Source organism: Acetobacter oryzoeni (genome assembly GCF_004014775.2).
GTDB classification, from domain to species: domain Bacteria; phylum Pseudomonadota; class Alphaproteobacteria; order Acetobacterales; family Acetobacteraceae; genus Acetobacter; species Acetobacter oryzoeni.
Map to the genome: position 1 here is coordinate 696,683 of NZ_CP042808.1, position 21,359 is coordinate 718,041.

General features: G+C 57.8%; 21 protein-coding genes. 13 read left to right on the top strand and 8 right to left on the bottom strand.

What is annotated here, in order from left to right; genetic code table 11:
* Positions 1 to 65: 65 nt before the first annotated feature.
* From hslO to EOV40_RS03415, 4 genes are all read right to left on the bottom strand, one after another.
* The gene (hslO, locus tag EOV40_RS03400) at positions 66 to 1,016 is read right to left on the bottom strand and encodes an Hsp33 family molecular chaperone HslO (RefSeq protein WP_128105047.1); all 951 of its coding nucleotides are present in this window, start codon (positions 1,014 to 1,016) and stop codon (positions 66 to 68) included.
* Between the two features lie 124 nt (positions 1,017 to 1,140).
* Positions 1,141 to 1,458, bottom strand: coding sequence for a hypothetical protein (locus tag EOV40_RS03405; RefSeq protein ID WP_050819440.1), 318 nt, complete (start codon positions 1,456 to 1,458; stop codon positions 1,141 to 1,143).
* A 4-nt stretch (positions 1,459 to 1,462) separates the two neighbouring features.
* A complete protein-coding gene (gene argF, locus EOV40_RS03410; RefSeq protein WP_050820365.1) occupies positions 1,463 to 2,449 on the bottom strand; it encodes an ornithine carbamoyltransferase in 987 nt (328 codons plus the stop codon).
* 11 nt (positions 2,450 to 2,460) lie between these two features.
* Entirely contained in the window at positions 2,461 to 3,708 is a 1,248-nt protein-coding gene (locus EOV40_RS03415; RefSeq protein WP_208729256.1) for an aspartate aminotransferase family protein, read from the bottom strand.
* A gap of 199 nt (positions 3,709 to 3,907) precedes the next feature.
* On the opposite strand from EOV40_RS03415, the gene EOV40_RS03420 reads away from it, so the two are divergent.
* The 12 genes from EOV40_RS03420 to EOV40_RS03475 all read left to right on the top strand — a co-directional run bounded on the left by EOV40_RS03420 (position 3,908) and on the right by EOV40_RS03475 (position 16,039).
* Complete coding sequence (locus EOV40_RS03420) at positions 3,908 to 4,567, top strand: RecX family transcriptional regulator (RefSeq protein ID WP_050819443.1); 660 nt, start codon at positions 3,908 to 3,910, stop codon at positions 4,565 to 4,567.
* A complete protein-coding gene (locus EOV40_RS03425; RefSeq protein WP_128105049.1) occupies positions 4,564 to 5,022 on the top strand; it encodes a CHAP domain-containing protein in 459 nt (152 codons plus the stop codon). The genes EOV40_RS03420 and EOV40_RS03425 overlap by 4 nt, the downstream gene beginning before the upstream one ends.
* Positions 5,023 to 5,150: 128 nt before the next feature.
* Entirely contained in the window at positions 5,151 to 5,408 is a 258-nt protein-coding gene (locus EOV40_RS03430; protein WP_128105050.1) for a twin-arginine translocase TatA/TatE family subunit, read from the top strand.
* A gap of 33 nt (positions 5,409 to 5,441) precedes the next feature.
* A complete protein-coding gene (locus EOV40_RS03435; RefSeq protein WP_128105051.1) occupies positions 5,442 to 6,065 on the top strand; it encodes a methylthioribulose 1-phosphate dehydratase in 624 nt (207 codons plus the stop codon).
* Positions 6,062 to 6,607: a 1,2-dihydroxy-3-keto-5-methylthiopentene dioxygenase gene (locus EOV40_RS03440; protein ID WP_003628423.1), complete on the top strand. Its 546-nt coding sequence runs from the start codon at positions 6,062 to 6,064 to the stop codon at positions 6,605 to 6,607. Before EOV40_RS03435 ends, EOV40_RS03440 begins: the two co-directional genes overlap by 4 nt.
* A gap of 11 nt (positions 6,608 to 6,618) precedes the next feature.
* Complete coding sequence (gene mtnC, locus EOV40_RS03445; protein WP_128106185.1) at positions 6,619 to 7,323, top strand: acireductone synthase; 705 nt, start codon at positions 6,619 to 6,621, stop codon at positions 7,321 to 7,323.
* A gap of 3 nt (positions 7,324 to 7,326) precedes the next feature.
* The gene (locus EOV40_RS03450) at positions 7,327 to 8,274 is read left to right on the top strand and encodes a bifunctional riboflavin kinase/FAD synthetase (protein WP_196332534.1); all 948 of its coding nucleotides are present in this window, start codon (positions 7,327 to 7,329) and stop codon (positions 8,272 to 8,274) included.
* Positions 8,275 to 8,446: 172 nt separating this feature from the next.
* Positions 8,447 to 11,362, top strand: a complete 2,916-nt coding sequence (gene ileS / locus EOV40_RS03455; RefSeq protein ID WP_128105052.1) for an isoleucine--tRNA ligase — start codon at positions 8,447 to 8,449, stop codon at positions 11,360 to 11,362.
* On the top strand, positions 11,359 to 11,874 hold the full coding sequence (gene lspA / locus EOV40_RS03460; RefSeq protein WP_050819449.1) for a signal peptidase II: 516 nt from the start codon (positions 11,359 to 11,361) through the stop codon (positions 11,872 to 11,874). The genes ileS and lspA overlap by 4 nt, the downstream gene beginning before the upstream one ends.
* Positions 11,875 to 11,920: 46 nt before the next feature.
* Entirely contained in the window at positions 11,921 to 12,451 is a 531-nt protein-coding gene (locus EOV40_RS03465) for a DUF3035 domain-containing protein (RefSeq protein ID WP_050819450.1), read from the top strand.
* Positions 12,452 to 12,468: 17 nt separating this feature from the next.
* Positions 12,469 to 14,403: a DNA mismatch repair endonuclease MutL gene (gene mutL / locus EOV40_RS03470; protein WP_128105053.1), complete on the top strand. Its 1,935-nt coding sequence runs from the start codon at positions 12,469 to 12,471 to the stop codon at positions 14,401 to 14,403.
* A gap of 118 nt (positions 14,404 to 14,521) precedes the next feature.
* Positions 14,522 to 16,039 (top strand): complex I subunit 4 family protein, encoded by a 1,518-nt coding sequence (locus EOV40_RS03475; RefSeq protein ID WP_128105054.1) that lies wholly within the window; start codon positions 14,522 to 14,524, stop codon positions 16,037 to 16,039.
* Between the two features lie 24 nt (positions 16,040 to 16,063).
* On the opposite strand, the gene EOV40_RS03480 is transcribed toward EOV40_RS03475, so the two are convergent.
* From EOV40_RS03480 to EOV40_RS03490, 3 genes are all read right to left on the bottom strand, one after another.
* Positions 16,064 to 16,990: an EamA family transporter gene (locus tag EOV40_RS03480; RefSeq protein WP_128105055.1), complete on the bottom strand. Its 927-nt coding sequence runs from the start codon at positions 16,988 to 16,990 to the stop codon at positions 16,064 to 16,066.
* A 69-nt stretch (positions 16,991 to 17,059) separates the two neighbouring features.
* On the bottom strand, positions 17,060 to 19,099 hold the full coding sequence (gene parE / locus EOV40_RS03485; protein WP_128105056.1) for a DNA topoisomerase IV subunit B: 2,040 nt from the start codon (positions 19,097 to 19,099) through the stop codon (positions 17,060 to 17,062).
* 105 nt (positions 19,100 to 19,204) lie between these two features.
* Positions 19,205 to 19,732, bottom strand: coding sequence for a hypothetical protein (locus tag EOV40_RS03490; RefSeq protein ID WP_050819454.1), 528 nt, complete (start codon positions 19,730 to 19,732; stop codon positions 19,205 to 19,207).
* Between the two features lie 389 nt (positions 19,733 to 20,121).
* Here EOV40_RS03490 and EOV40_RS03495 point away from each other — a divergent pair, with 389 nt between their 5' ends.
* Positions 20,122 to 20,649 (top strand): Ig-like domain-containing protein, encoded by a 528-nt coding sequence (locus EOV40_RS03495; RefSeq protein WP_128105057.1) that lies wholly within the window; start codon positions 20,122 to 20,124, stop codon positions 20,647 to 20,649.
* 123 nt (positions 20,650 to 20,772) lie between these two features.
* Here EOV40_RS03495 and EOV40_RS03500 read toward each other — a convergent pair whose 3' ends face one another.
* Positions 20,773 to 21,222, bottom strand: coding sequence for an RrF2 family transcriptional regulator (locus EOV40_RS03500; RefSeq protein WP_050819456.1), 450 nt, complete (start codon positions 21,220 to 21,222; stop codon positions 20,773 to 20,775).
* Positions 21,223 to 21,359: the final 137 nt, after the last annotated feature.

A 21,359-nucleotide genomic window follows, 5' to 3' on the forward strand; every position in this document is an offset into this window, starting at 1 on the left:
CAGCAGCGCCTTAAGATATTGCGCTTAGGACTCTGCTGGCAAACTTTGCGGCTATATTTACTGTTTTACTGCGCCTGTGTGGCAATGTTTTTGCGTGCAAAGCGAAAATCAACATTACAGAATTCGCACGTCATCACGATGTTTCCATCATCTTGGCACATGTGGTCCAGATCATCCTTGGGGAAGGTTTCCAGCACATTGGCCAACCGCGCGCGGGAGCAACGGCACCCAAAGGCCAAAGCCCGTGGCTGGCTGACATGCAGGTCTTCTTCATGGAAAAGCCGGTGCAAAAGCTGCAATGTGGGCAGGTTGTCGTCCAGCAGTTCCTTGGTGGAAAGTGTGCCTGCCAGAATGGTGGCGGTTTCCCAGCTGGCTTCTGCGGCTTCATCTTCCACCACGTGGCTGCCGCCTTCACCCGCAATGCGTTCCAGTATCAGGCCACCTGCGCGCCAGCCGGCATCTGTCATCTGGCAGGCCAGCATAATCCAGCAGGCGTGCTGCTCACTGCTGGCAAAGTAATGCATGGCCATTGCAGGCAGATCATCCCCTGCAATTTCCACAATACCCTGATGGCGGTCCATCTCCGGGCCTTGGTCCACCGTAAGGGCCATATAGCCGTTGCCCAGCAGTTCGCGGTCTGTGGGTTTGGGTGTTTCAGCCAGCAGGGTTTCCAGCGCCTCATCATCCGTGCGGGCGTAAAAGCGTAGCGCGCCGGTGTTGGTGCAATCTGCCACCAGCATGGAAACAGGGCCATCGCCCTTGATCTGAAGTGAAAAAGAGCCTGAAAATTTCAGCGCTGAAGCCAAAGCCGCTACCAGCGCCAAGGCCTTGCCAGCAAGGCGGGTAACAGGGGCTGGGTGATCATGCCGTGTAAGCAGCGTATCGGCCAGCACGCCCAAACGCACCAACCGGCCACGCACGGGCCGACCAGCCAGATAAAAAGGTGTTACACCACCGGGTACTACCAAATCGGGCACATCTGGGCGGTCGCGGTCAAGAAAAGCGGGTTTTTCCATGGGAATTTAAGTTTGTCCTGAGTCCATCAAGAATACGGGAATATCAAGAACGTGCGCCTGACGCGTGCGGACTCTGAGGATGCTTTTCAGGCGGACAAAAAAGTAAGATGGAAAGCAGGGGAAGTTACGCCCCTGCGGAAATATCCAGTTCCAGCTTTTCCAGCTTCTGTTCAAGGGCGCGGCCGGTTTCTGAATCCATGTTCAAACCGTCCTTAAGCGCAACAAGCAGGCCCTTGCGGCAGGCATCGTGCTCGCTATCCAGATCTTCCGTACGGCCACAGCCTGCCAGACAATCCAGATAGGCATTACGGAACGGTGCCAGCTTATCTGCCGGGAACGGCAACGTAGCCAGAATAGCATCCAGACTGCTTTCCACCCAGCCGGGGGTGGCTGGTGTATCTTCGGTAGATGTCATGGAAACCGTTCTGTCTGTGCCGCTCATGTGCTTATTCCTTGCCGAAAGAGGTCCAGTTTGAGCCACCCATTGTCCATGCCAGCACGCCTTTCTGGGCATGAAGGCGGTTTTCCGCCTCATCAAACACCACAGAATGCGGGCCTTCAAACACGTCCTTGGTTACTTCTTCCCCTATATGGGCAGGCAGGCAGTGCATGAACAGGGCATCTGGCGCAGCAAGGGCCATTAAATCTGCATTTACGCGGTAGGGTTCCAGCTTGCTCATGCGGGTGGCGGCTTCCTTGGGGGAATCAGACATGCTGATCCATGTATCCGTCACCACGCAATCGGCACCTTTTACGGCGGCTTTTGGGTCTACCGTCCATTCCACATCACCGCCTTCGGCACGGGCCCAGTCCAGCACATCCTGCGGGGGCTTCATGTCTGCGGGGGTGGCGGCACGCAGGGCAAAGCCAAAACGCACGGCCCCTTCAATAAGAGAGACAAGCACGTTGTTGCCATCGCCCGTCCACGCAAAGGTGCGGCCACGCACAGGGCCGCGGTGTTCCTCAAACGTCATGATATCGGCCAGAATCTGCACCGGATGAGAATGAGGGGTAAGGCCGTTGATAACGGGTACCGTGCTCCACTGTGCCAGTTCGTGCATGGTTTTTGTGTTGCCGGTGCGCAGCATAATGGCATCTACAAAGCGGGAGAGCACGCGGGCTGTATCGGCAATGCTTTCACCACGGCCAATCTGCATTTCCTGCGGGCTAAGCACCACGGCATCCCCCCCAAGCTGGCGGATCCCCACTTCAAAAGAAACACGAGTGCGGGTGGAAGGCTTGGAAAGGATAAGCCCCAACTGCCGCCCGGCCAACGGCTGGCGCGGGTGCAGCGGAAACCGACGGTTCTGCTGCATGCGCTTCATGCTGGCGGCTACATCCAGAATCTGGCGCAGGGTTGCGGCATCCAGATCTTTCAGATCCAGAAAATGGCGTGGCGTTGCCAAGGAAGAAGAGGGCAGGGCAGTGGTCATGTTGGCGGCGCTCACGCTGTTGGCTCCAGAACTGTCTTGTTGTTATGATTTTTTCTGAGTGTGCTGACAGCCTGCACCAGCATGGCCACAGCTTTGCGGCATTCTTCTTCGGAAACAGTAAGGGGCGGCACAAGGCGCAGCACGTTATCACCTGCTGTTACGCACAACAGGCCTTCATTTTGCGCAGCACCCTGCACATCACCCACTGTGGGCACGCAGCGCAGGCCTATCAGCAGGCCAAGGCCACGGCGCTGGGCAAAAATATCCGGCGCATCGGCCACAAGGCTGTCTAGCAGTTCATCCAGCAGGGCAGCGCGGGTGCAAACCTGATCTAAAAAGCCGGGGGCCAGAATAACATCCAGCACAGCATTGCCAGCCGCACAGGCCAGCGGGTTGCCGCCAAATGTGGTGCCGTGCGTGCCCGGTGTCATGCCCTTGGCAATGGTTTCTGTGGTGAGGATGGCCCCAATGGGGAAGCCCCCGCCCAAACCTTTGGCCGTGCTGACAATATCGGGTTTGATGTCCGCCCATTCATGCGCAAACAGGCGGCCCGTGCGGCCAACGCCACACTGCACCTCATCTAGCGCCAGCAGTGCGCCGGTTTCATCGCACAGCGCGCGCAGGGCACGCAGATATTCCGGGCTGGCTACCTTAATGCCGCTTTCACCCTGAATGGGCTCCAGCATAATGGCTGCCGTGTTGGGGGTAATGGCGGCTTTTACGGCTTCAATGTCGTTAAAAGGCACGTGCAGGAAGCCTTTTACGGGCTCACCAAAGCCTTCCAGATATTTGGGGTTGCCGGTGGCGGAAAGCATGGCCAGCGTGCGGCCATGAAAAGCCCCATCCATGCAGATAATATCTGTGCGTTCGGGGTGGCCTGCCATCATCTGGGCGCGGCGGGCCATCTTGACCATGCCTTCGTTGGCTTCTGCGCCGGAATTGCAGAAGAACACGCTATCGGCAAAGGAGTTTTCAACCAGCCTGCGTGCCAGCTTTTCCGCCTGCGGAATCTGGAACAGGTTGGATACGTGCATGACCTTGGCGGCCTGCGTGCTTACGGCTTCCACCATTTTGGGGTGTGCGTGGCCAATGGAGCACGTGGCAATGCCCGCAGCAAAGTCCAGGAATCGTCGCCCGTCCGACGTTTGCAGCCAGGAGCCTTCTCCCCGCTCAAAGGCGAGATCAGCGCGCTTGTATGTCGGCATCAGGGCAGAAATCATGGAATCTGGTCTTTGTGTTGGCGGTTGTTGAACCTGCATGGTGAGAAGTGGAATGCAGAACGAAAAACGCCCGCTGCCTTGATATAAGGTGAGCGGGCGGCCCGTATTGCGGGCGTATCATGGCCTTTTGTGCAGATTAAAGTCAAATATTCTGTGTGAAAAAATTCTGCATACGCAACATGCGCGGCATGGCCCGTTGCGTATTTTCCTGCACGCAAGGAGTGGGTAATGAAGGGGAATGACGTATTCTGGTTCTTCCTCATCTGCTCATACATCATCGGGGTTTCCGCAGCTTGATCGCCGTGTGTTGCGAGAGGCCGCCTTGGCGCATCTGGCGCGGTTTGGCACCACGCGCCACGGGCTGGAACAGGTGCTGCTGCGCCGGATTGCACGGTGGGAGAAGCAGGCCCTCAAAGCCGGAGCAGATACGGAGGAAGTGGCCGAGGCCGCACAAGCGTTGCGCCCCGTAGTGGCTGAAATAGCAGAAGAAATGGTACGCCTTGGCGCAGTGGATGATGCCAGTTTTGCCACATCCCGCGCACGCAGGCTGGTGCGCTCTGGCCGGTCTGGCCGGGCGGTGCAGGCGCATCTGGCCGCGCGCGGGGTGGAAGCTGATCTGCGCGATGCCGCCTTGCAGGATGCGGTGGAAGGGTTTTCTGCTGCGCAAAGAGAGTTATGTGCCGCGCTGGTTCTGGCCCGCAAACGCAGGATGGGGCCATTTGCCACACCTTATGTTGCGGATGATGAGGCCGATACCGAGCAGGCTCTGGCCCGTAGGCACAAGGCGCTGGGTGTGCTGGCCCGAGCCGGATATGCGCGGGATGTGGCGGAACAGGTTTTGGATATGTCCCCCACAGAAGCGGAGGACTGGATGCAACGTTTGAGGGCCGAATCGTGAAGCGTAGCCTTGTTCTTGTTCTGCCTTTATTGCTTGCCGCCTGTGCTGGTGGGCGCGGAAGCTGGAACGGATCTGTGCAGTGTGCGCCCTATGCGCGCGAACATTCTGCGGTAAACCTGCGTGGTGCTGCGGCAAGTTGGTGGGGGCAGGCGCAGGGGCAATATGCGCGTACGTCCTCTCCGCGTCCGGGGGATGTGCTGGTGTTCCGTTCTACCGGCAGGCTGCCATCGGGCCATGTTTCTGTTGTTAAACAGGTGCAGAATTCGCGCCTGGTGCTGGTAGATCACGCAAATTGGGAGCCAGGGCAGGTTACGCGCCACGCCCCTGTGGTTGATGTTTCACCCAATAATAACTGGACACGTGTGCGCGTATGGTGGAGCCCCATTCATGCCATGGGCAAAACGGTTTATCCGGTTTATGGCTTTATTGAACCAATAGGCACGGGTGGCAGTTAACACCCAATAGGCGGATAGGCCACGCAAGGAAAAACTTGCAAGAAAGTGTTTCCGCCATCATGTACAAACAAGGATGTGCAGCACACGATCATTTTGGCCGGGTGCCGCAAGTGTAGGGGACTGGTTTGATGGGTAGCTTAAGTATCTGGCACTGGCTGATCGTGCTTGTGGTTGTGCTTGTGGTTTTTGGTGGTGGCGGCAAGATCAGCTCGTTGATGGGTGACATGGCCAAGGGCATCAAATCCTTCAAGAAGCACATGGCGGATGATGAATCGATGGATGATGGCACGGGACGCCCCGGTAACGGCCATATTGCTCCGCCGCCCGCATCTTCCACAGTGGAGCAGCGCACAGCTGCACCAGCAGATAAATCTGTTCAGCCGTAAGGTTCTACCAGTTCAAGACGGGCAGAGAACGCCATGGATCAAACCGTTACGGATTTTGCCCGCGCCGTACAGGATATTCTGTTTGCCGGGCAGCGGATGGATCAGCGCGGGTGGGTGCCTGCCACAGCAGGCAATATCAGCCGCAGGCTGGCAGATGGCCGCATAGCCATTACGCGCTCCGGCTGCCACAAAGGCTTTTTGCAGGCAGCAGACGTTATTACCGTGGATATGCAGGGCAAACCGCATAGCCCGGAAAACCGGCCCAGCGCAGAAACGCTGTTGCATTGCCAGATTTACCGCCATTTTCCGCAAGTGGGCGCAGTGCTGCACGGCCATTCAGTGGCCTCCACGGTTTTGTCCATGGAAGAAGAAACAGCAGCACTGACGCTGGCGGACTACGAAGTTCTGAAAGTGTTTGAAGGGCAGACCACGCACGAAACATCCGTGCAGGTGCCCTTGTTTGAGAACGATCAGGACATCGCGCGGTTGGCGGAAGTGGTAGAGCCCTTTTTTGGCACTGGTATGCCAGCGGGCTACATTATTCGTGGCCACGGTGTGTATGTGTGGGGCAAGGATATGCCCACCGCCCTTGCGCGGCTGGAAGGGCTGGAGTTCCTGCTGGCCTGCGCGCTTGAGCGAAGGAAACTGCACGTATGAGTTCCCTGACAGTTTACAAGGATACCACCCCTGAACACCCCGTGCTGCAAACGCAGGACCCGGCAGAAATGGCCCGCGTTCTGGCGCCACTAGGCGTGCGGTTTGAACGTTGGGAAGGCCCACAAATTCCCCCAAGGGATGCGGATGAGCAGGCCGTGCTGGATGTGTATGGCCCGTTTTTGGACAAGCTGATGGGTGAAACGGGCGCAGGCTCTGCCGATGTGCTGCGCGTTAGCCCTTCTACCCCCAACCGTGAGGCATTGCGGGACAAGTTCCTGTCCGAACATACGCATAGTGAAGATGAAATCCGCTTTTTCGTACATGGTAGCGGGCACTTCATTCTGCATATTGCAGGCTATGTTTACGATGTGGAATGCACGCAAACTGATCTGATTTCTGTGCCAGAAGGCACAAAGCACTGGTTTGATGCCGGGCCAGAGCCAGATATGGTCACGCTGCGCATTTTCACACACAAGGAAGGCTGGGTAGCCCGCTATACAGGCACCGATATTGCCCGGCAGTTTCCTTCTTACGCAAACTGATTGAGGGCATGATGGCCGATACCCGGATTCCTCCGCGCGTGGTGCTGCTGGATATTGAAGGTACCACCCTGCCAGTGGCTTTTGTGCATAAAGTGCTTTTCCCCTATGCGCGCAAACATCTGCCCGCATTGCTGGAACAGCGTGAAAACCCGGTGGTGCAGGAAGCACTGGCACAGATTGCCCAAGCCGCTCCCGGCGTGCCACCGCTAGAGCAGCTTGAACGCTGGATGACGGAAGATGCCAAGGTTGCTCCGCTTAAAAGCCTGCAGGGCCTATGCTGGCAGCAGGGGTATGAAAAGGGGGAGCTGGAAGCCCAGCTTTACCCGGATGTTGAGCCCACCTTAAAGGCATGGAAAGCCGCAGGCCTTACGCTGGCCGTGTATTCCTCTGGTTCCGAAGCCGCGCAGAAGCTGATTTACGGCTATACCGAGCAGGGGAACCTGACCTCGCTTTTCAGCGCGTTTTTTGATCTGCGCGTTGGTGGTAAGAAAAGCGCGCAAAGTTATCGCCATATTCTGGAACAAAGTGGCTGGCAGGGGCAGGATGTGCTGTTTCTGTCCGATGTGGTGGCAGAGCTGGATGCAGCGGCCCAAGCGGGCCTGCGTGTATGCCAGATTGCCCGCCCGGAAGATGGCACGGTGGCAGGTACTACCCACCCTGTAGCGCAATCTCTGCCGCAGGCGGGGCAGATGTTTGGCCTGCCGGAAGGAGCATAAAAAGTGCTGAAAGCCCGGTTGCACACAAACTGGCGGGATATTCCGCCGGAAGCGCATGGCTGTGCGGCAGCGCTTGGCAATTTTGATGGTGTGCATCTGGGCCACGCCCATCTGGTTCATTCCACCCACGCGGCGCGGCCAGATCTGCCCTTGGCGGTTGTGACGTTTGAACCCCACCCGCGTGAACTCTTTCGCCCGCAGGACCCACCTTTCCGCCTGAGCCTGCCGGATGAGCGCTTTGCCGCCCTGCAGGCGCTGGGTGTGCAGCATGTGTTCCAGATCGGGTTTGATGAAGAGTTTTCCCGCATGACGGCAGAACGGTTTGTAGAAGACGTGCTGCACGATGCCCTGTGCCTGCGCCACGTTGCCTGCGGGCCGGATTTTGCTTTCGGCTATCGGCGCGGGGGCGATGTTACGTTTCTGGCCGAGCGCACGGGTGAGCTGGGCATGGGCTTTACATCCGTGCCCGCACTGGCAGATGCCGCAGGGCCATATTCCTCCACCCGTATTCGGCGGCTGTTGCAGGAAGGGTATCCCGAACGCGCAGCGGAAGAACTGGGCCGGCCGTGGTTTATTCGTGGCCAAGTGCAGCATGGTGATAAACGCGGGCGTTTGCTGGGCTTTCCGACAGCCAACATTCCGCTGGGGCGGCATCTGGAGCCCGCACGTGGGGTTTACGCCGTAACGGTGCGCCTGCCCGGTGGTTATACACGCCCCGGTGTGGCTAATATTGGCCGCAGGCCCACCATTAACGATGGGCAGGAAAGCCGCGTAGAAGTAAACCTGTTTGACTTTGATGGTGATCTGTACGGCCAAACACTTTCTGTAGCGCTGCACAAAATGCTGCGGCCAGAGCAACGCTTTGCCGGGCTGGATGAGCTCAAGGCCCAGATCGCGCAGGATGCGCAGCAGGCGCGCATGGTTCTGAACGCCGAACTGGCAGGCATATAACCCCCTGTAAAAGTGCGGGCAGATAGGGCAGAATATAATTTGCGGCTGCAATGTGGCCGTTCATGCTTGACCCTGCGCTTGTCCTTTTTGATAAGAGCCTGAATGCAAGATGGTTTGACCAGCACATGCAGGGCCAGACCATGAACCCGAACTGAAGTGACATCACCCGCTCATGACCACATCCAGCAGCGACCAGGACACCCAATCCCCCGCCGATCTGTATCGTGATACGGTGTTCCTGCCCCGTACCTCTTTCCCCATGCGCGGGGGCCTGCCAAAGCAGGAACCGCAGTGGCTGAAAAAGTGGGAAGAAACCGGGCTGGATGCGCGGCTGAAACAGCAGGCTGAAGGGCGGCCTGTGTTTACGCTGCACGATGGCCCCCCGTATGCCAATGGCCACCTGCACATTGGCCATGCCATGAACAAGATCAACAAGGATGTGATCAACCGCGCCCATCGCATGTCTGGTTATGGCGTGCGCTACGTGCCGGGGTGGGATTGCCACGGCCTTCCCATTGAATGGAAGGTGGAAGAAAAATACCGCAAGGCCAAGAAGGACAAGGATTCCGTGCCTGTGCTGGAATTCCGTGCCGAATGCCGTGCCTATGCGGGTGAGTGGCTGAATATCCAGATGCAGGAATTCAAGCGGCTTGGCGTGCAGGCGGAATGGCAGAACCGCTACGCCACCATGGATTTCTCATCCGAAGCGGCCATTGTGAACGAAATTGGCAAGTTCCTGCTCAACGGGCGGCTGTATCGTGGCCTGCGGCCCGTGATGTGGAGCCCGGTTGAAAAAACCGCTCTGGCCGAAGCCGAAATCGAATATCACGATCACACCTCCACCACCATTCTGGTGGCCTTCCCGGTTGTGCGGGACCCCACGCCAGCCCATGCGCTGGAAGATGTGTCTGTTGTGATCTGGACCACCACGCCGTGGACCATTCCCGGCAACCGTGCCTTGGCTTATGGGCCGGAAATCACCTACGTGGTGCTGCGGGTGGATGAAACGGGTGAGGGCGCATTGCTTGAGCCCGGCGCAAAGGTGCTGGTGGCCGAAGCGCTGGTGGATGCCTTTTGTCAGGAAGCCCACGTTACTGCGCATCATATCCTCTACACCCTGCCGGGCAGCGCGCTGAAGGGGGTTGTATGTTCCCATCCGCTGCGTGGTGCCGGGTATGATTTTGATGTACCCATGCTGCCGGGTGAATTTGTGACGACCGAGGCCGGCACCGGCCTTGTGCACATGGCGCCTTCTCATGGTGAGGATGACTTCCAGCTTTGCCGCATGTACGGCGTGGAAGTGCCAGAAGTGGTGCAGGCTGATGGCACATACGCCCCGTGGGTGCAGGGTTTTGCAGGCACGCATGTGTTCAAGGCGGCAGATGTTGTGTGCTCCACGCTGGAAGCCGTGATGGAACATGCCAACGCCAATGGCACAGCCCCGGCTGGCTTGGTGGGACGTGGTGAAATTGTGCATTCCTACCCGCATTCATGGCGTTCCCGCGCGCCGGTTATCTACCGTGCCACGCCGCAGTGGTTCATCCGCATGGATGGTGAAGATTCGCTGCGTGAAAAAGCCCTCAAGGCGCTGGAAGATGTGACTTTCGTGCCCGCACAGGCGCGCAACCGTCTGACATCCATGATCCGCACCCGCCCAGACTGGTGCATCAGCCGCCAGCGTGCATGGGGCGTGCCCATTGCCGTGTTTGTTGAAAAACGCACCGGCGAAGTGCTGCGTGATGCGGATGTGATGCAGCGCGTGGTAGATGCCTTTAAGGAAGAAGGGGCAGATGCATGGTATAGCTCTGAACCCGCACGCTTCCTCGGCCCGGATCGGAACCCGGATGATTACGATCAGGTGTTCGATATCGTGGATGTGTGGTTTGAAAGTGGTTCCACCCACGCCTTTGTGCTGGGCCAGCCGGGGCTGAACTTCCCTGCTGATCTGTATCTGGAAGGTTCAGACCAGCATCGCGGCTGGTTCCAGTCCTCTTTGCTGGAAAGCGTGGGTACGCGCGGCGTTTCACCCTACAAGGCGGTTGTGACCAACGGTTTTGTTCTGGATGAACAGGGCCGCAAGATGTCCAAATCCCTCGGCAACGTGATTGCCCCGCAGGATGTGAATGACAACTTGGGTGCAGACGTGCTGCGCCTGTGGGTGGTGAACTCCGATACCAATGATGATCTGCGCATTGGCAAGGAAATTCTCAAACAGCAGGGTGAGCTGTATCGCCGCCTGCGCAACACGCTGCGCTGGTTGCTTGGTGCGCTGGATGGCTACACGGAAGCAGAAGCCGTACCGTATGCCGAGCTGCCAGAGCTGGAACGCTGGGTTCTGCATCGCCTCACAGAACTGGGTGGGCTGATTGCCCGCGCGGTGGAAACGCATGAATGGGTGGGTGTGTATCCGGCCCTGCATGGGTTCTGCACCACGGATCTGTCTGCATTCTACTTCGATATCCGCAAGGATGCGCTGTATTGCGATGCACCTTCCAACCCCACACGCCGCGCAGCCCGCACGGTGCTGGATATTCTGCACCGCTGCCTGACAACATGGTTGGCCCCCGTGCTGGTGTTTACGGCGGAAGAAGCATGGACATCCCGCTTTGGGCCAGACCAGAGCGTGCATGAACAGGCCTTCCCGGAACTGCCCGCAGAATGGAATGATCCGGCATTGGATGAACGCTGGGCGCGTATTCGTTCCGTGCGGCGTATCATCACCACGGAAATTGAAGGCGCACGGCGTGAAGGCACCATCGGTTCCTCCCTTCAGGCGCAGGTTGAACTGACGTTCTCTGAAGAAGAAGCCGCATTGTTTGCCGGTGTAAACTGGAGCGAACTGGCCATTGTCTCCCACGTGGATGTGGTGGTGGACCCCACGTCTTCCTCCATTTACGTGGAAGGGGATGAAGGTGGCACGCTGCATGGTGCGCCGGTTGTGCAGGTTGCAGACGGTGAAAAATGCGTGCGCTGCTGGAAGGTTTTGCCAGAAACCGGCACGCGGGATGATTACGCTGGCCTGTGCCTGCGCTGCGCCGATGTGGTGGAACAACAGGGTGGCCCGCACACAGGGCAGGAGGGCGCGTGAGTTCTCGCCCCTTTATGCTGCGTCCGGCAGGCCTTGGCCTGCTGGTGCTGATGCTTACGCTTTCAGCAGATCAGCTGAGTAAATACTGGATTCTGTACGGGCTGGATCTGCCCGCACGGGGTTCTGTTAAAGTGCTGCCGTTCCTTAACTTCACTATGGTATGGAACCACGCCGTTACTTTTGGCATGTTTGGCGGGCTTGGCGGGGCGGGGCGCATTGTGTTTTCTGCCATTGCGCTGGCCGTGGCCTGCTGCCTTCTGGTATGGATTTTTCGCACCCACAGCAAACTTACTGCTGCGTGTGTTGGGGCCATTACAGGTGGGGCCATTGGCAACGTTATGGACCGTGTGCGCTATGGGGCCGTGGTGGATTTTCTGCATGCCCACGCTTTTGGGTGGTCATGGTATGTATTCAACGTGGCAGATTCCGCTATAGTATGCGCCGTATGCATGCTGCTGGTGCAGAATTTTCTGGCAGGCGGGCAGCAACAAGACAACGTAAAAACCGGGTAACCCCCAAAGGGCTTGGTGTTTTTTCAGGATGAGTGGAAGGCAGACGATGGCGCGCCGTGTTTCGACACTGATTTCTCCGCTGCTGCTTCTTGGCGGCTGCTTTTTGCTAAGTGGCTGCTCAGGGAACGAAGCCGCCCGTGCTTTCGGGCTGGAACGCAGCCTGCCGGATGAATACACGGTTACAACCCGTGCCCCCCTTTCCATGCCGCCATCAGATGAGCTGGTAAAGCCCTCAAAGGGTGATGACCGGAGGCAGGATGAAAGTGAACGCCTGCAGGCGCTGGAAACACTTTCCCCCGATGTGGCGCTGCGCGGCACAAACGGTGATACCAGTGAAGGCCAGACCATTCTGGTGAACGAGGCCACAGAGGCATCTGATGCGCCAGACCGGGGTGAGCTGGGTGAAGCCGGTTCGGGCTTTGTGCAGGAACTGATGTTCTGGAAAGGTGGTAAGGCCGGGGCTGTGGTGGATGCAGATGCAGAAAACCGCCGCCTGAAAACCAATGCGGCCCTTGGTAATTCGCCCACCAAAGGGGTTACACCCACACAGCACGCCAAAGGTTCCGGTCTGTTCTGATCGGAAAGGTCTAACCCATGTCCGGCCTGTTTGCTGAACCCGGTATGGATACAAACCAGCCTGAAACGCCGCCCCATGTGCGGCGGCTGCCAGAGGTTATTGTCAACCGCATTGCTGCGGGTGAGGTGATAGAACGCCCCGCCGCAGCAGTGAAGGAACTGGTTGAAAACGCCATAGATGCAGGTGCCCGCAGGCTGGAGGTTTCTCTGGCTGGCGGGGGTGTGGACCGCATTATCGTCACCGATGATGGTGTGGGCATGTCCGCCGATGATCTGGCTTTGGCGGTAGATCGGCACTGCACGTCCAAACTGCGCGATGAAACATTGGTGCATATCAGCACGCTCGGCTTTCGGGGGGAGGCTCTGCCTTCCATCGGGGCGGCAGCGCGGCTGTGCATTACCTCTCGCCCAAGGGGGGAAAGTGGTGCGTGGCGTATTCGGGTAGAAGGGGGCAAGGTTTCCCCCGTTGAACCCGCAGCCGGTGCGCCGGGCACCAGTGTGGTGGTGGAAGACCTGTTTTTTGCCACCCCCGCCCGTCGTAAGTTTCTGAAAAGTGCGCGCGTGGAAGGCCGACACGCTGAAAACGTGGTGCGCCGTCTGGCCTTGGCTGTGCCGCAAACGGCTTTCCGGTTTGTGCTGGATGAGCGCGTGCTGTTTGATCTGCCCGCGCAGGATATGGCCGCCCGGTCTGCCGCGCTGCTGGACGCCAGCGAGGCGGATGGTTTTTTAGAAATTTCTGGTGAGCGCGATGGCATGACCCTTAGCGGGTTTATCTGCCCGCCATCAGTTCATCGGTCCACGGCCAATGGGCAGTTCATGCTGGTGAATGGCCGCCCTGTGGTGGACCCGGTGCTTAAAACCGCCGTGCGCGTGGCCTATAGGCGCGTGATTGAGCCCGGCAGGCACCCTGTGGTGGCGCTTATGCTTACGGTGCCGCCGGATAGGGTGGATGTAAACGTGCACCCGGCTAAAACGGAACTGCGCTTTGCGGATGAAGCCAGCGTGCGCTCGCTAGTTATTGGCACCATTCAGCGCGCGTTAGAGCATGGGGCTGGCAGTGTGGGTGTGCGGCCTGTTCTTTCCTCCGCACCACGGCAGGCACGTATTTGGTATCCGCCAGAAAAAGGGGCCGCACCGCCTATTCCGGCTCCTGCGTTTCATGCTCCCGCGCCAGAGGGTGTGCGGTTTGCAGAAGGCCGCTTGCAGTTTGGTGATGCCCCGGCAGCCAGAACCTTGCCGCCTGTTGCCATGCCTTCACCCGGTGCTGGGTGGGATGCTCCGGTGGTAAGCGCACCACCGGCAACCGGGCAGGCTGAGCCTGCTTATGGGGCCTCCTTACAGCCAGCGGCGGCAGATCACCCGTTGGGGGCGGCTATCGCACAGGTGCTGGACACCTATATTCTGGCCGTAGCCGCAGATGGCAGCTTGGTGCTGGTGGATCAGCACGCGGCGCATGAGCGGCTGACGCATGAGCGTTTGCGCGCACAGTTTTTAAGCGGGCATGTGCAGGCGCAGCGTTTACTAGTGCCCGATGTAGTGGATCTGCCGCGCGTGCAGGTTGAACTACTGCTGGCCCGCCAACCCACGCTGGAAAAACTGGGTGTGGAAATTGAAGCCTTTGGCGGCGACTCCGTTTTGGTGCGCGCCTTGCCCGCCATGCTACGTAGCAGTGATGCCGTAAGCCTGCTGCGTGATCTGGCCGATGAGCTGGAAGCGGATGAAAACGGTGCGCCGGATGAAATGGCAGCACTTGATGGGCGGCTTGATGCGGTTATTGCCCGCATGGCCTGCCACGGCAGTATTCGGGCCGGGCGCCGGCTGAGCGTGGAAGAAATGAACGCCCTGCTACGCCAGATGGAAGAAACACCCCGTGCAGGCACGTGCTCACACGGGCGGCCCACGTGGCTGAAGCTCAGCAAGGCCGATCTCGAAAAGTTGTTTGGCCGCCGTTAGGGATATGGCTGTTCTGCGTAGTGTGATCGGCTGAACGTGAACGGCCACCTGCTGGCATCAGCCCGCAAAAAAGAGCAGGTTTGCAGCATCTTCATATAACCTGAATGGTGGTGATGCCGTGCAGCCCATCCTGCTTTCGCTCATAACCTATCTTCCTCTTGTTGCGGCGCTGGTGGCATTTTTTGCTCCTGGCAGGCCAGAACAGCAGGATAGTACAGCCCGGTGGGTTGGGCTGTGGAGCAGCCTGATCACCCTTGGCCTTAGCGTGCTGATGTGGCTGGAGTTTGATCCCGCCCAGCCCGGTCTGCAATTTGAAACACGCCTGCGCTGGATGGGGGATTACGGTATTTCCTACCATACGGGGGTAGATGGCATTAGCCTGGTGTTCATTCTGCTTACAGCGTTTTTAACCCCGTTGGCGCTGGGGGCAGGCTGGCGCAGTGTGTGCACACAGGGGCGGCAGTTTGTAGCCGCCATGCTGGCGCTGGAAACAGCCTTGTTTGGCCTGTTTTCTGCACAGGATATGCTGCTGTTTTACGTGTTTTACGAAGCAACGCTTATTCCCGGTAGCCTGATGATAGGCGTTTGGGGTGGGCCAAAGCGCGTTTGGGCTTCGCTTCAGTTCTTTCTGTTTACGTTTGGTGGCTCGCTGTTCATGTTGGTGGGGCTTATCACCATGTGGCTGCAAACGGGCACTACGGATATTCCGGCCTTAATGCACGCGGGCTTCTCCCAGCCCTTGCAGGGGTGGTTGCTGCTGGCCTTTCTGTTGGCCTTTGGTGTTAAACTGCCGCTGTTTCCGCTGCACGCATGGTTGCCCGATGCGTATTCCGAGGCCCCAACACCGGCATCGGCCATGCTGTCTGGCGTGCTTTCCAAAACCGGGGCTTACGGGCTGTTGCGCTTTGGGGTGCTGATGTTTCCCGATGCTGTGCGGCTGTTTGCGCCCTATGTGCTGGCGCTTGGGGTTGTGGCCATTATTTATGCAGCCTTTGTGGCCTTTGCCCAAACAGACATGAAACGCGTGATTGCGTATTCCTCCTTTTCCCACATGGGCATGATTGCCGTGGGCCTGTTTACGCTGACAGCGGAAGGCATTGATGGCGCAATCTTTCAGATGCTCTCGCATGGGGTGGTAATTGCCGCGCTGTTCTTCTGTGTGGCAGCGGTGGCGTGGCGGTCTGAAACCCAGCAGATTGATGCGCTGGGTGGCGTTGCGCGCCAGATGCCAGTGTTGGCTTTGTTGGCTATGCTGTTCACAATGGCCAATGTGGGGCTGCCGGGCACAGGCTCCTTTGTTGGGGAGTTGCTGGTGCTTATGGGCGCTGTGCATGTATCCTTCTGGGTGGCATTGCTGGCAGGCAGCACCATGATTATGGGGGCGGTTTACATGCTCTCATTGTATCGGCGGGTGCTGTTTGGGGGCGTAAAAGGCACGGTCAGCCTGCTGCGAGACCTGACAGCCGCAGAAATTGCCGTGCTGGCCCCGCTGGCCATTGTTACATTGTGGATGGGTGTGCACCCGGGCAGCTTTACCCGGTTGTTTGACCCCGTGATTATGCAGGCTATTCACGGCAGCGCGGCCAATGTGGCTTCGGCTGCTGGCCACAGCGTTTTGCATGTGGCGGCCCGTTAACAGGGGTTAAAAGCGTAGGTTCTTCTAGTTAGGCAGTTCTGGCACATCTCGTGCTGGAGCTGCCTTTTGTTTTGATGTGCCGGGGCTGAGAATAATACCGGCCGATGCCGCCACTACGCATAAAATACCGCAGAGCTGAAGGGGAGATGGCGTTTCGTGCAGGATAACCGCGCCAGCCACCGTGGCGCATACGGGTTCCAGACTGCTGAGAATGCCGATATCGCGGGCGTTCAGATTCTGCATGGCCAGCATTTCCAAAGAATAGGGCAGGGCGGAAGAACAGAACGCCACCAATACCCCCAGCCCCAACATGGCGGGGGCTGAAAAGCCGATAATCAGGGCTGGCACAAAGCAGGGCAAAAACACCACGCACGCACCGCACGCCATGCCCAGTGCGCAGGCATGTGCCCCCGGTACTTTGCCAGCCACACGCTGCCCAAACAGAATATATAGTGCCCAGCAGAGCGCGGCCAACAGGGCAAACCCCACACCTGCAAAATCGGTTTTGGTGGAGGCTGAAGGGTTAAGCACCAGTGCCAGCCCCAATATGGTAAGCAGAATCCAGCCAATATCAGAAAGTTTGCGAGAGCCCACAAAAGCTACAACAAGCGGGCCAATGAACTCCAATGTAACCGTAGTACCCAGCGGTATATGCTGGAGCGCCAGATAAAAAAAGGCGTTCATGCCTGTCATGGCCAAGCCATAAGGCAGCACCAGCCGCAAAACAGGGCCTGACAGAAACCTCCAGCTTCTAAAAAGCGGCACCAGCATAAATGCCGCCAGACAAACGCGCAGGCCAACCACCCCAGATGTGCCAAATACCGGAAAGATGGATTTGGCAATGGAAGAGCCAAACTGAATGCACACCATGCTGACCAGAAGTTGAGACAGCGCTAGCAGGCGTGCGCGAAGGGGCAGGGCAGCAGCGGCAGAAGAGGGGGCTGCTGTCATGCACACCCATATAGTGGCAGATGCACAAGCCCTATGATGGGTTGCCCATCTGCCGCGTTGGAGAGCGGGTTAGACATCCAGCAGGTCATCCACTGTGCGTGCATGTTCCTGAATGAAGGCAAAGCGCAGCTCTGGCTTGCGGCCCATCAGGCTTTCTACCCGCTGGCGTGTTGAAAGCCTGTCTTCCTGCGGGGTGACCACGCGCAGCAGGGTGCGGCGCTTGGGGTCCATTGTTGTTTCTTTCAGATCCCCCGGCGGCATTTCCCCCAGCCCTTTAAAGCGGGAGACATCAATTTTGCCGCGCGCCTTGAACTCGGTTTTCATTTTGCGGTCACGGTCTGCATCATCCATGGCGTAAACCGATTTTGCGCCTTGTGTCAGGCGGTACAGCGGGGGCTGGGCCAGATACAGGTGGCCGTTACGGATAAGCTCCGGCAACTCACGATAAAAGAATGTCATGAGTAGCGAGGCAATGTGCGCGCCGTCTACGTCTGCGTCAGTCATGATAATCACGCGGCCGTAGCGCAGCTTGGAAAGATCGAATCTATCGCCAGATCCGCAGCCCAGCGCTTCAATCAGATCACGCAGTTCCTGATTGTTACGTAATTTTTCTGCGGTGGCGCTGGCAACGTTAAGAATCTTCCCGCGCAGGGGCAAAACGGCCTGTGTTTCTCGGTTACGGGCCTGTTTGGCCGAACCACCTGCCGAGTCGCCCTCCACCAGAAAGATTTCTGTATCCGGGGCAAACTCCTTGGTGCAATCCGTTAGCTTGCCGGGCAGGCGCAGGCGGCGTGTCGCACTTTTGCGCGGTGTTTCCTTCTGCTCCTTACGGCGCAGGCGTTCTTCCGCACGTTCTATGGCAAAGCCCAGCAGTGTATCTGCCTGTGGCGGGTTTTGTGCCAGCCAGTGGTCAAACCTGTCACGCAGAGCCGTTTCCACCAGCTTGCTGGCACCAGATGAGGTGAGTTTTTCCTTGGTCTGGCCCTGAAACTGCGGATCACGAATAAATACGGACAGCCGCCCGGCACTCATGCCCAGCACATCTTCCGCCGTAATGGCGGAGGCTTTTTTGATGGAGCGTTGGTCTCCCCAAGCGCGCAGGCCTTTTACCAGCGCGTTGCGGAATCCGGTTTCATGCGTGCCGCCCTGCGGGGTGGGGATGGTGTTACAGTAAGATACCAGAGAGGCCGGGCCGTTTTCTAAAAACGCTACGGCCCATTCCACCTTGCCGTTATCTGTGCCGTCTGCTGCGGGCGGCAGAGGGGCTTCTCCGGCCCACAGAGGGGTGAGCAGCGGAGCCTTAGGGCCAAGCTCGTCCGTCAGGCTGTCTGCCAACCCACCGGGGAAGTGCAGGGTGGCTTCTGCCGGGGTTTCATCCCCCGCTTTAATCAGCGCCGGATCGCAGGACCAACGGATGGTGACGCCACGGAACAGAAACGCCTTGGAACGGCAAAGCCGATAAAGGCGGGAAGGCACAAACACATGCGTGCCAAAAATTTCCGGGTCTGGCTGAAAGCTGATCTGCGTGCCGCGCCGGTTGGGGGCTGCGCCCACTTTTTCCAGCTTGGTTACGGGTTTGCCGCGTTCATACACCTGTTTCCACACGGTGCGATCACGCGCAATTTCCACTTCCATACGGGTGGAAAGCGCATTCACCACAGAAGAGCCAACCCCGTGCAAGCCGCCGGATGTGGCATATGCCTTGCCAGAAAACTTACCGCCCGCATGCAGGGTGGTCAGAATAACTTCCAGCGCAGAACGATCGGGAAAGCGCGGGTGCGGGTCCACCGGAATACCGCGCCCGTTATCACGGATTGTCAGGCGGTTTTCCGTATCCAGCCGCACATCAATGGTGTTGGCATGGCCTGCCACGGCTTCATCCATGGCGTTATCAAGAATTTCCGCCGCCAGATGGTGCAGGGCACTTTCATCTGTGCCGCCAATATACATGCCGGGGCGGCGGCGTACGGGTTCCAGACCCTCCAGAACCTCAATGGCGCTGGCATCATAGGCCTGTGCAGCGCCTGCCGGCGTGCCCGGCTTGGCATCGTGGGTTTTGCCGGTGGAGGATTTGCGGGCTGGTGGGGTATTGGAAAACAGATCGCTCATGCGGGAAATCTGTCCCGCGTTGGCGCTGATTCGTCAAGCGTAGTGGTGAGGGGGCGGCAAGCTTTTAACAGCTTCCTTGCCAAAGCCCCCTTACCAGAAGGCTTTTTAGGCGCGGCGTGTGGTACGGCGGCGCGTAGTGGTATGTGTTGTGGAGCGGGAAGCAGAAGGCGCTGCGCAGGTTTCAAAAGAAGCAGGCTGCGTGACGTCCTTTGCATCGGAATAGCTGGAAAGATCTTCCCCGCTTTCCAGTGCGTTCACTTCATCAAACATGGCAAGGCGCTGCTGGCAGAAAATGGTGCCGGACTGCAGGCCACGTTCAGACTGCACATTGGCCAGCTGCGTGATGTAATCATCATGCTCCTGCTGGGCACGGCGGCCATAGGTGGTGCGGAAGTAGCCGTTCAGGCGTTCTTCTTCCCGCAGAAGGGTGGTGCGGAACTTGGCCACGAATGAGTTGTACCGATCCTGCGCATTGCAAGACAGCGCAGTTACCATCAATTCGCTTTTAAGGCCCTGCACGTTAAAGGCTTCGTGCGCAGGGGAGTGGCCACATTCGCTGGCGGCAAAGGAAGCCGAGCTGTGCAGAACGCCCGCGGCAAGAACCCCCGCGGCAAGGAAACGGGAAAAGGACATAGTACCTCCGACAGATGCTGGGAAGGGAATACCGCATTCACGCAAGAAAGAAACCGGTATTTTTTCATACCGTCTGCCTGCTTTGGCAGTTGCGGGTAAGCCAGCATGTTATTTTGGCGTAAAAGTTGGGAAAATAGGCGGCTCTGTTTAACAGAATATTTGCGGTTAAAAGATGTTTTCGCGCATTTGTGTGAAAGTTGATATGCGACAAGCTGCCCAGCTGTGCTGTATGCCTCTTCCTTCCTGCTGCGGGATGTTTTAAAGGCAAATGCGAATCACGCTTTGTGGGTAGGGGGCAGATGCCCGATTTGGGCCTCTTTCCATTCACCTCTGAAGCGTGCACAAGAGATTGCAAGTTTTAATTGATACAACAGAAGCGGAGCTGTCGAGTGCGCTTACGAGGAATTGCCGGTTTGGCGCTAACTGGTGGGATGCTTGCCGGCTGTGCAACAACGGGCGGCCCTATTCATATCGGGTCCCCCAATCCCTTTGGGTATCTTAAAAAGTCTGCCGTGTGCAGCACAACGCCTATCAAGAAAGAGGCTGACGGCTCCCTTTCCACCACCATGACCGTGCGGTCTGATGATGGTCTGTGCGAAGTGCTGGTAGATCAGCCCGGTGGCAAGCCGTATGCATCCTTTGGGGTTTCTCCTGCGCCAGAACACGGCAAGGCGTTCCTGTACACGCTGGATAGCGATACGCACGTAACCTACACCCCCACACTGGGTTATGCTGGGCAGGATACGTTTACGGTTATCCTTATTCCCGGCCCCGGCCAGCAGCGCACACGCCTGACAGTAACCGCTCAGGTAGATGCAACTGGCGTGGTTATTCCGCACCCGGCTGTAGAAGCACCTGCTGTGGAAGCTCCTAAAAAGAAAGCAGTGGTGCGCAAGGCTGTTACGCGTAAGCGCTAATCTGCCCTGCGACCCAACTTTTGGGTGATGACATAAAAAACGGTGCCCCAGAAATGGAGCACCGTTTTTTTTATGCCGTGACGCTCCGGGCAAAACCCGGTAGCGCGTTGGGCCGAATAGAACTTAAATGGAAAACGTAATGGGCTCGGCCAGCGGGCGTTTCAGGCCAGCGGATTCTGCCTGTTTTACCAGATCATCCAGCGTGGTCTTGTTCATCTGCGTAATCAGTTTCTGATCAAACTTATCCCAACACGGGGCCAGAACTTTCTGGAACAACGCACCCTGTGGGCCATCATTGGCATCAGCATCTGTGTTCAACACAGCTTCAATAATATCCACCAAGGAAATATCGCGCCGGGGGCGGCCAAGCCGATAACCCCCACGGGGGCCACGAATGCTTTCCAGCAAACCAGAACGGGAAAGAGCCTGAAGCAGTGGTTCTATGCCACGCCGCGCCAGTTCGGAGCGTTCTGCAATATCAGCAGCACTTACCGTGCCGGAACGCCCGGCGTAAAACGCAACATCCAGCATAATAAGAACGGCGGTCATGGCTCTATCACGACGGAGGATCATGCAAAACAGTCCCTGTCCTGGTTGGGGTATGGTTGATCATGTTTTATTTCCAGATCTTATGTTCAGTATAGCAGCACAGATATGGTTTATCTACGCTATAAATTCGTATTATATGGTGCTTAGAATTGTAAAACAGA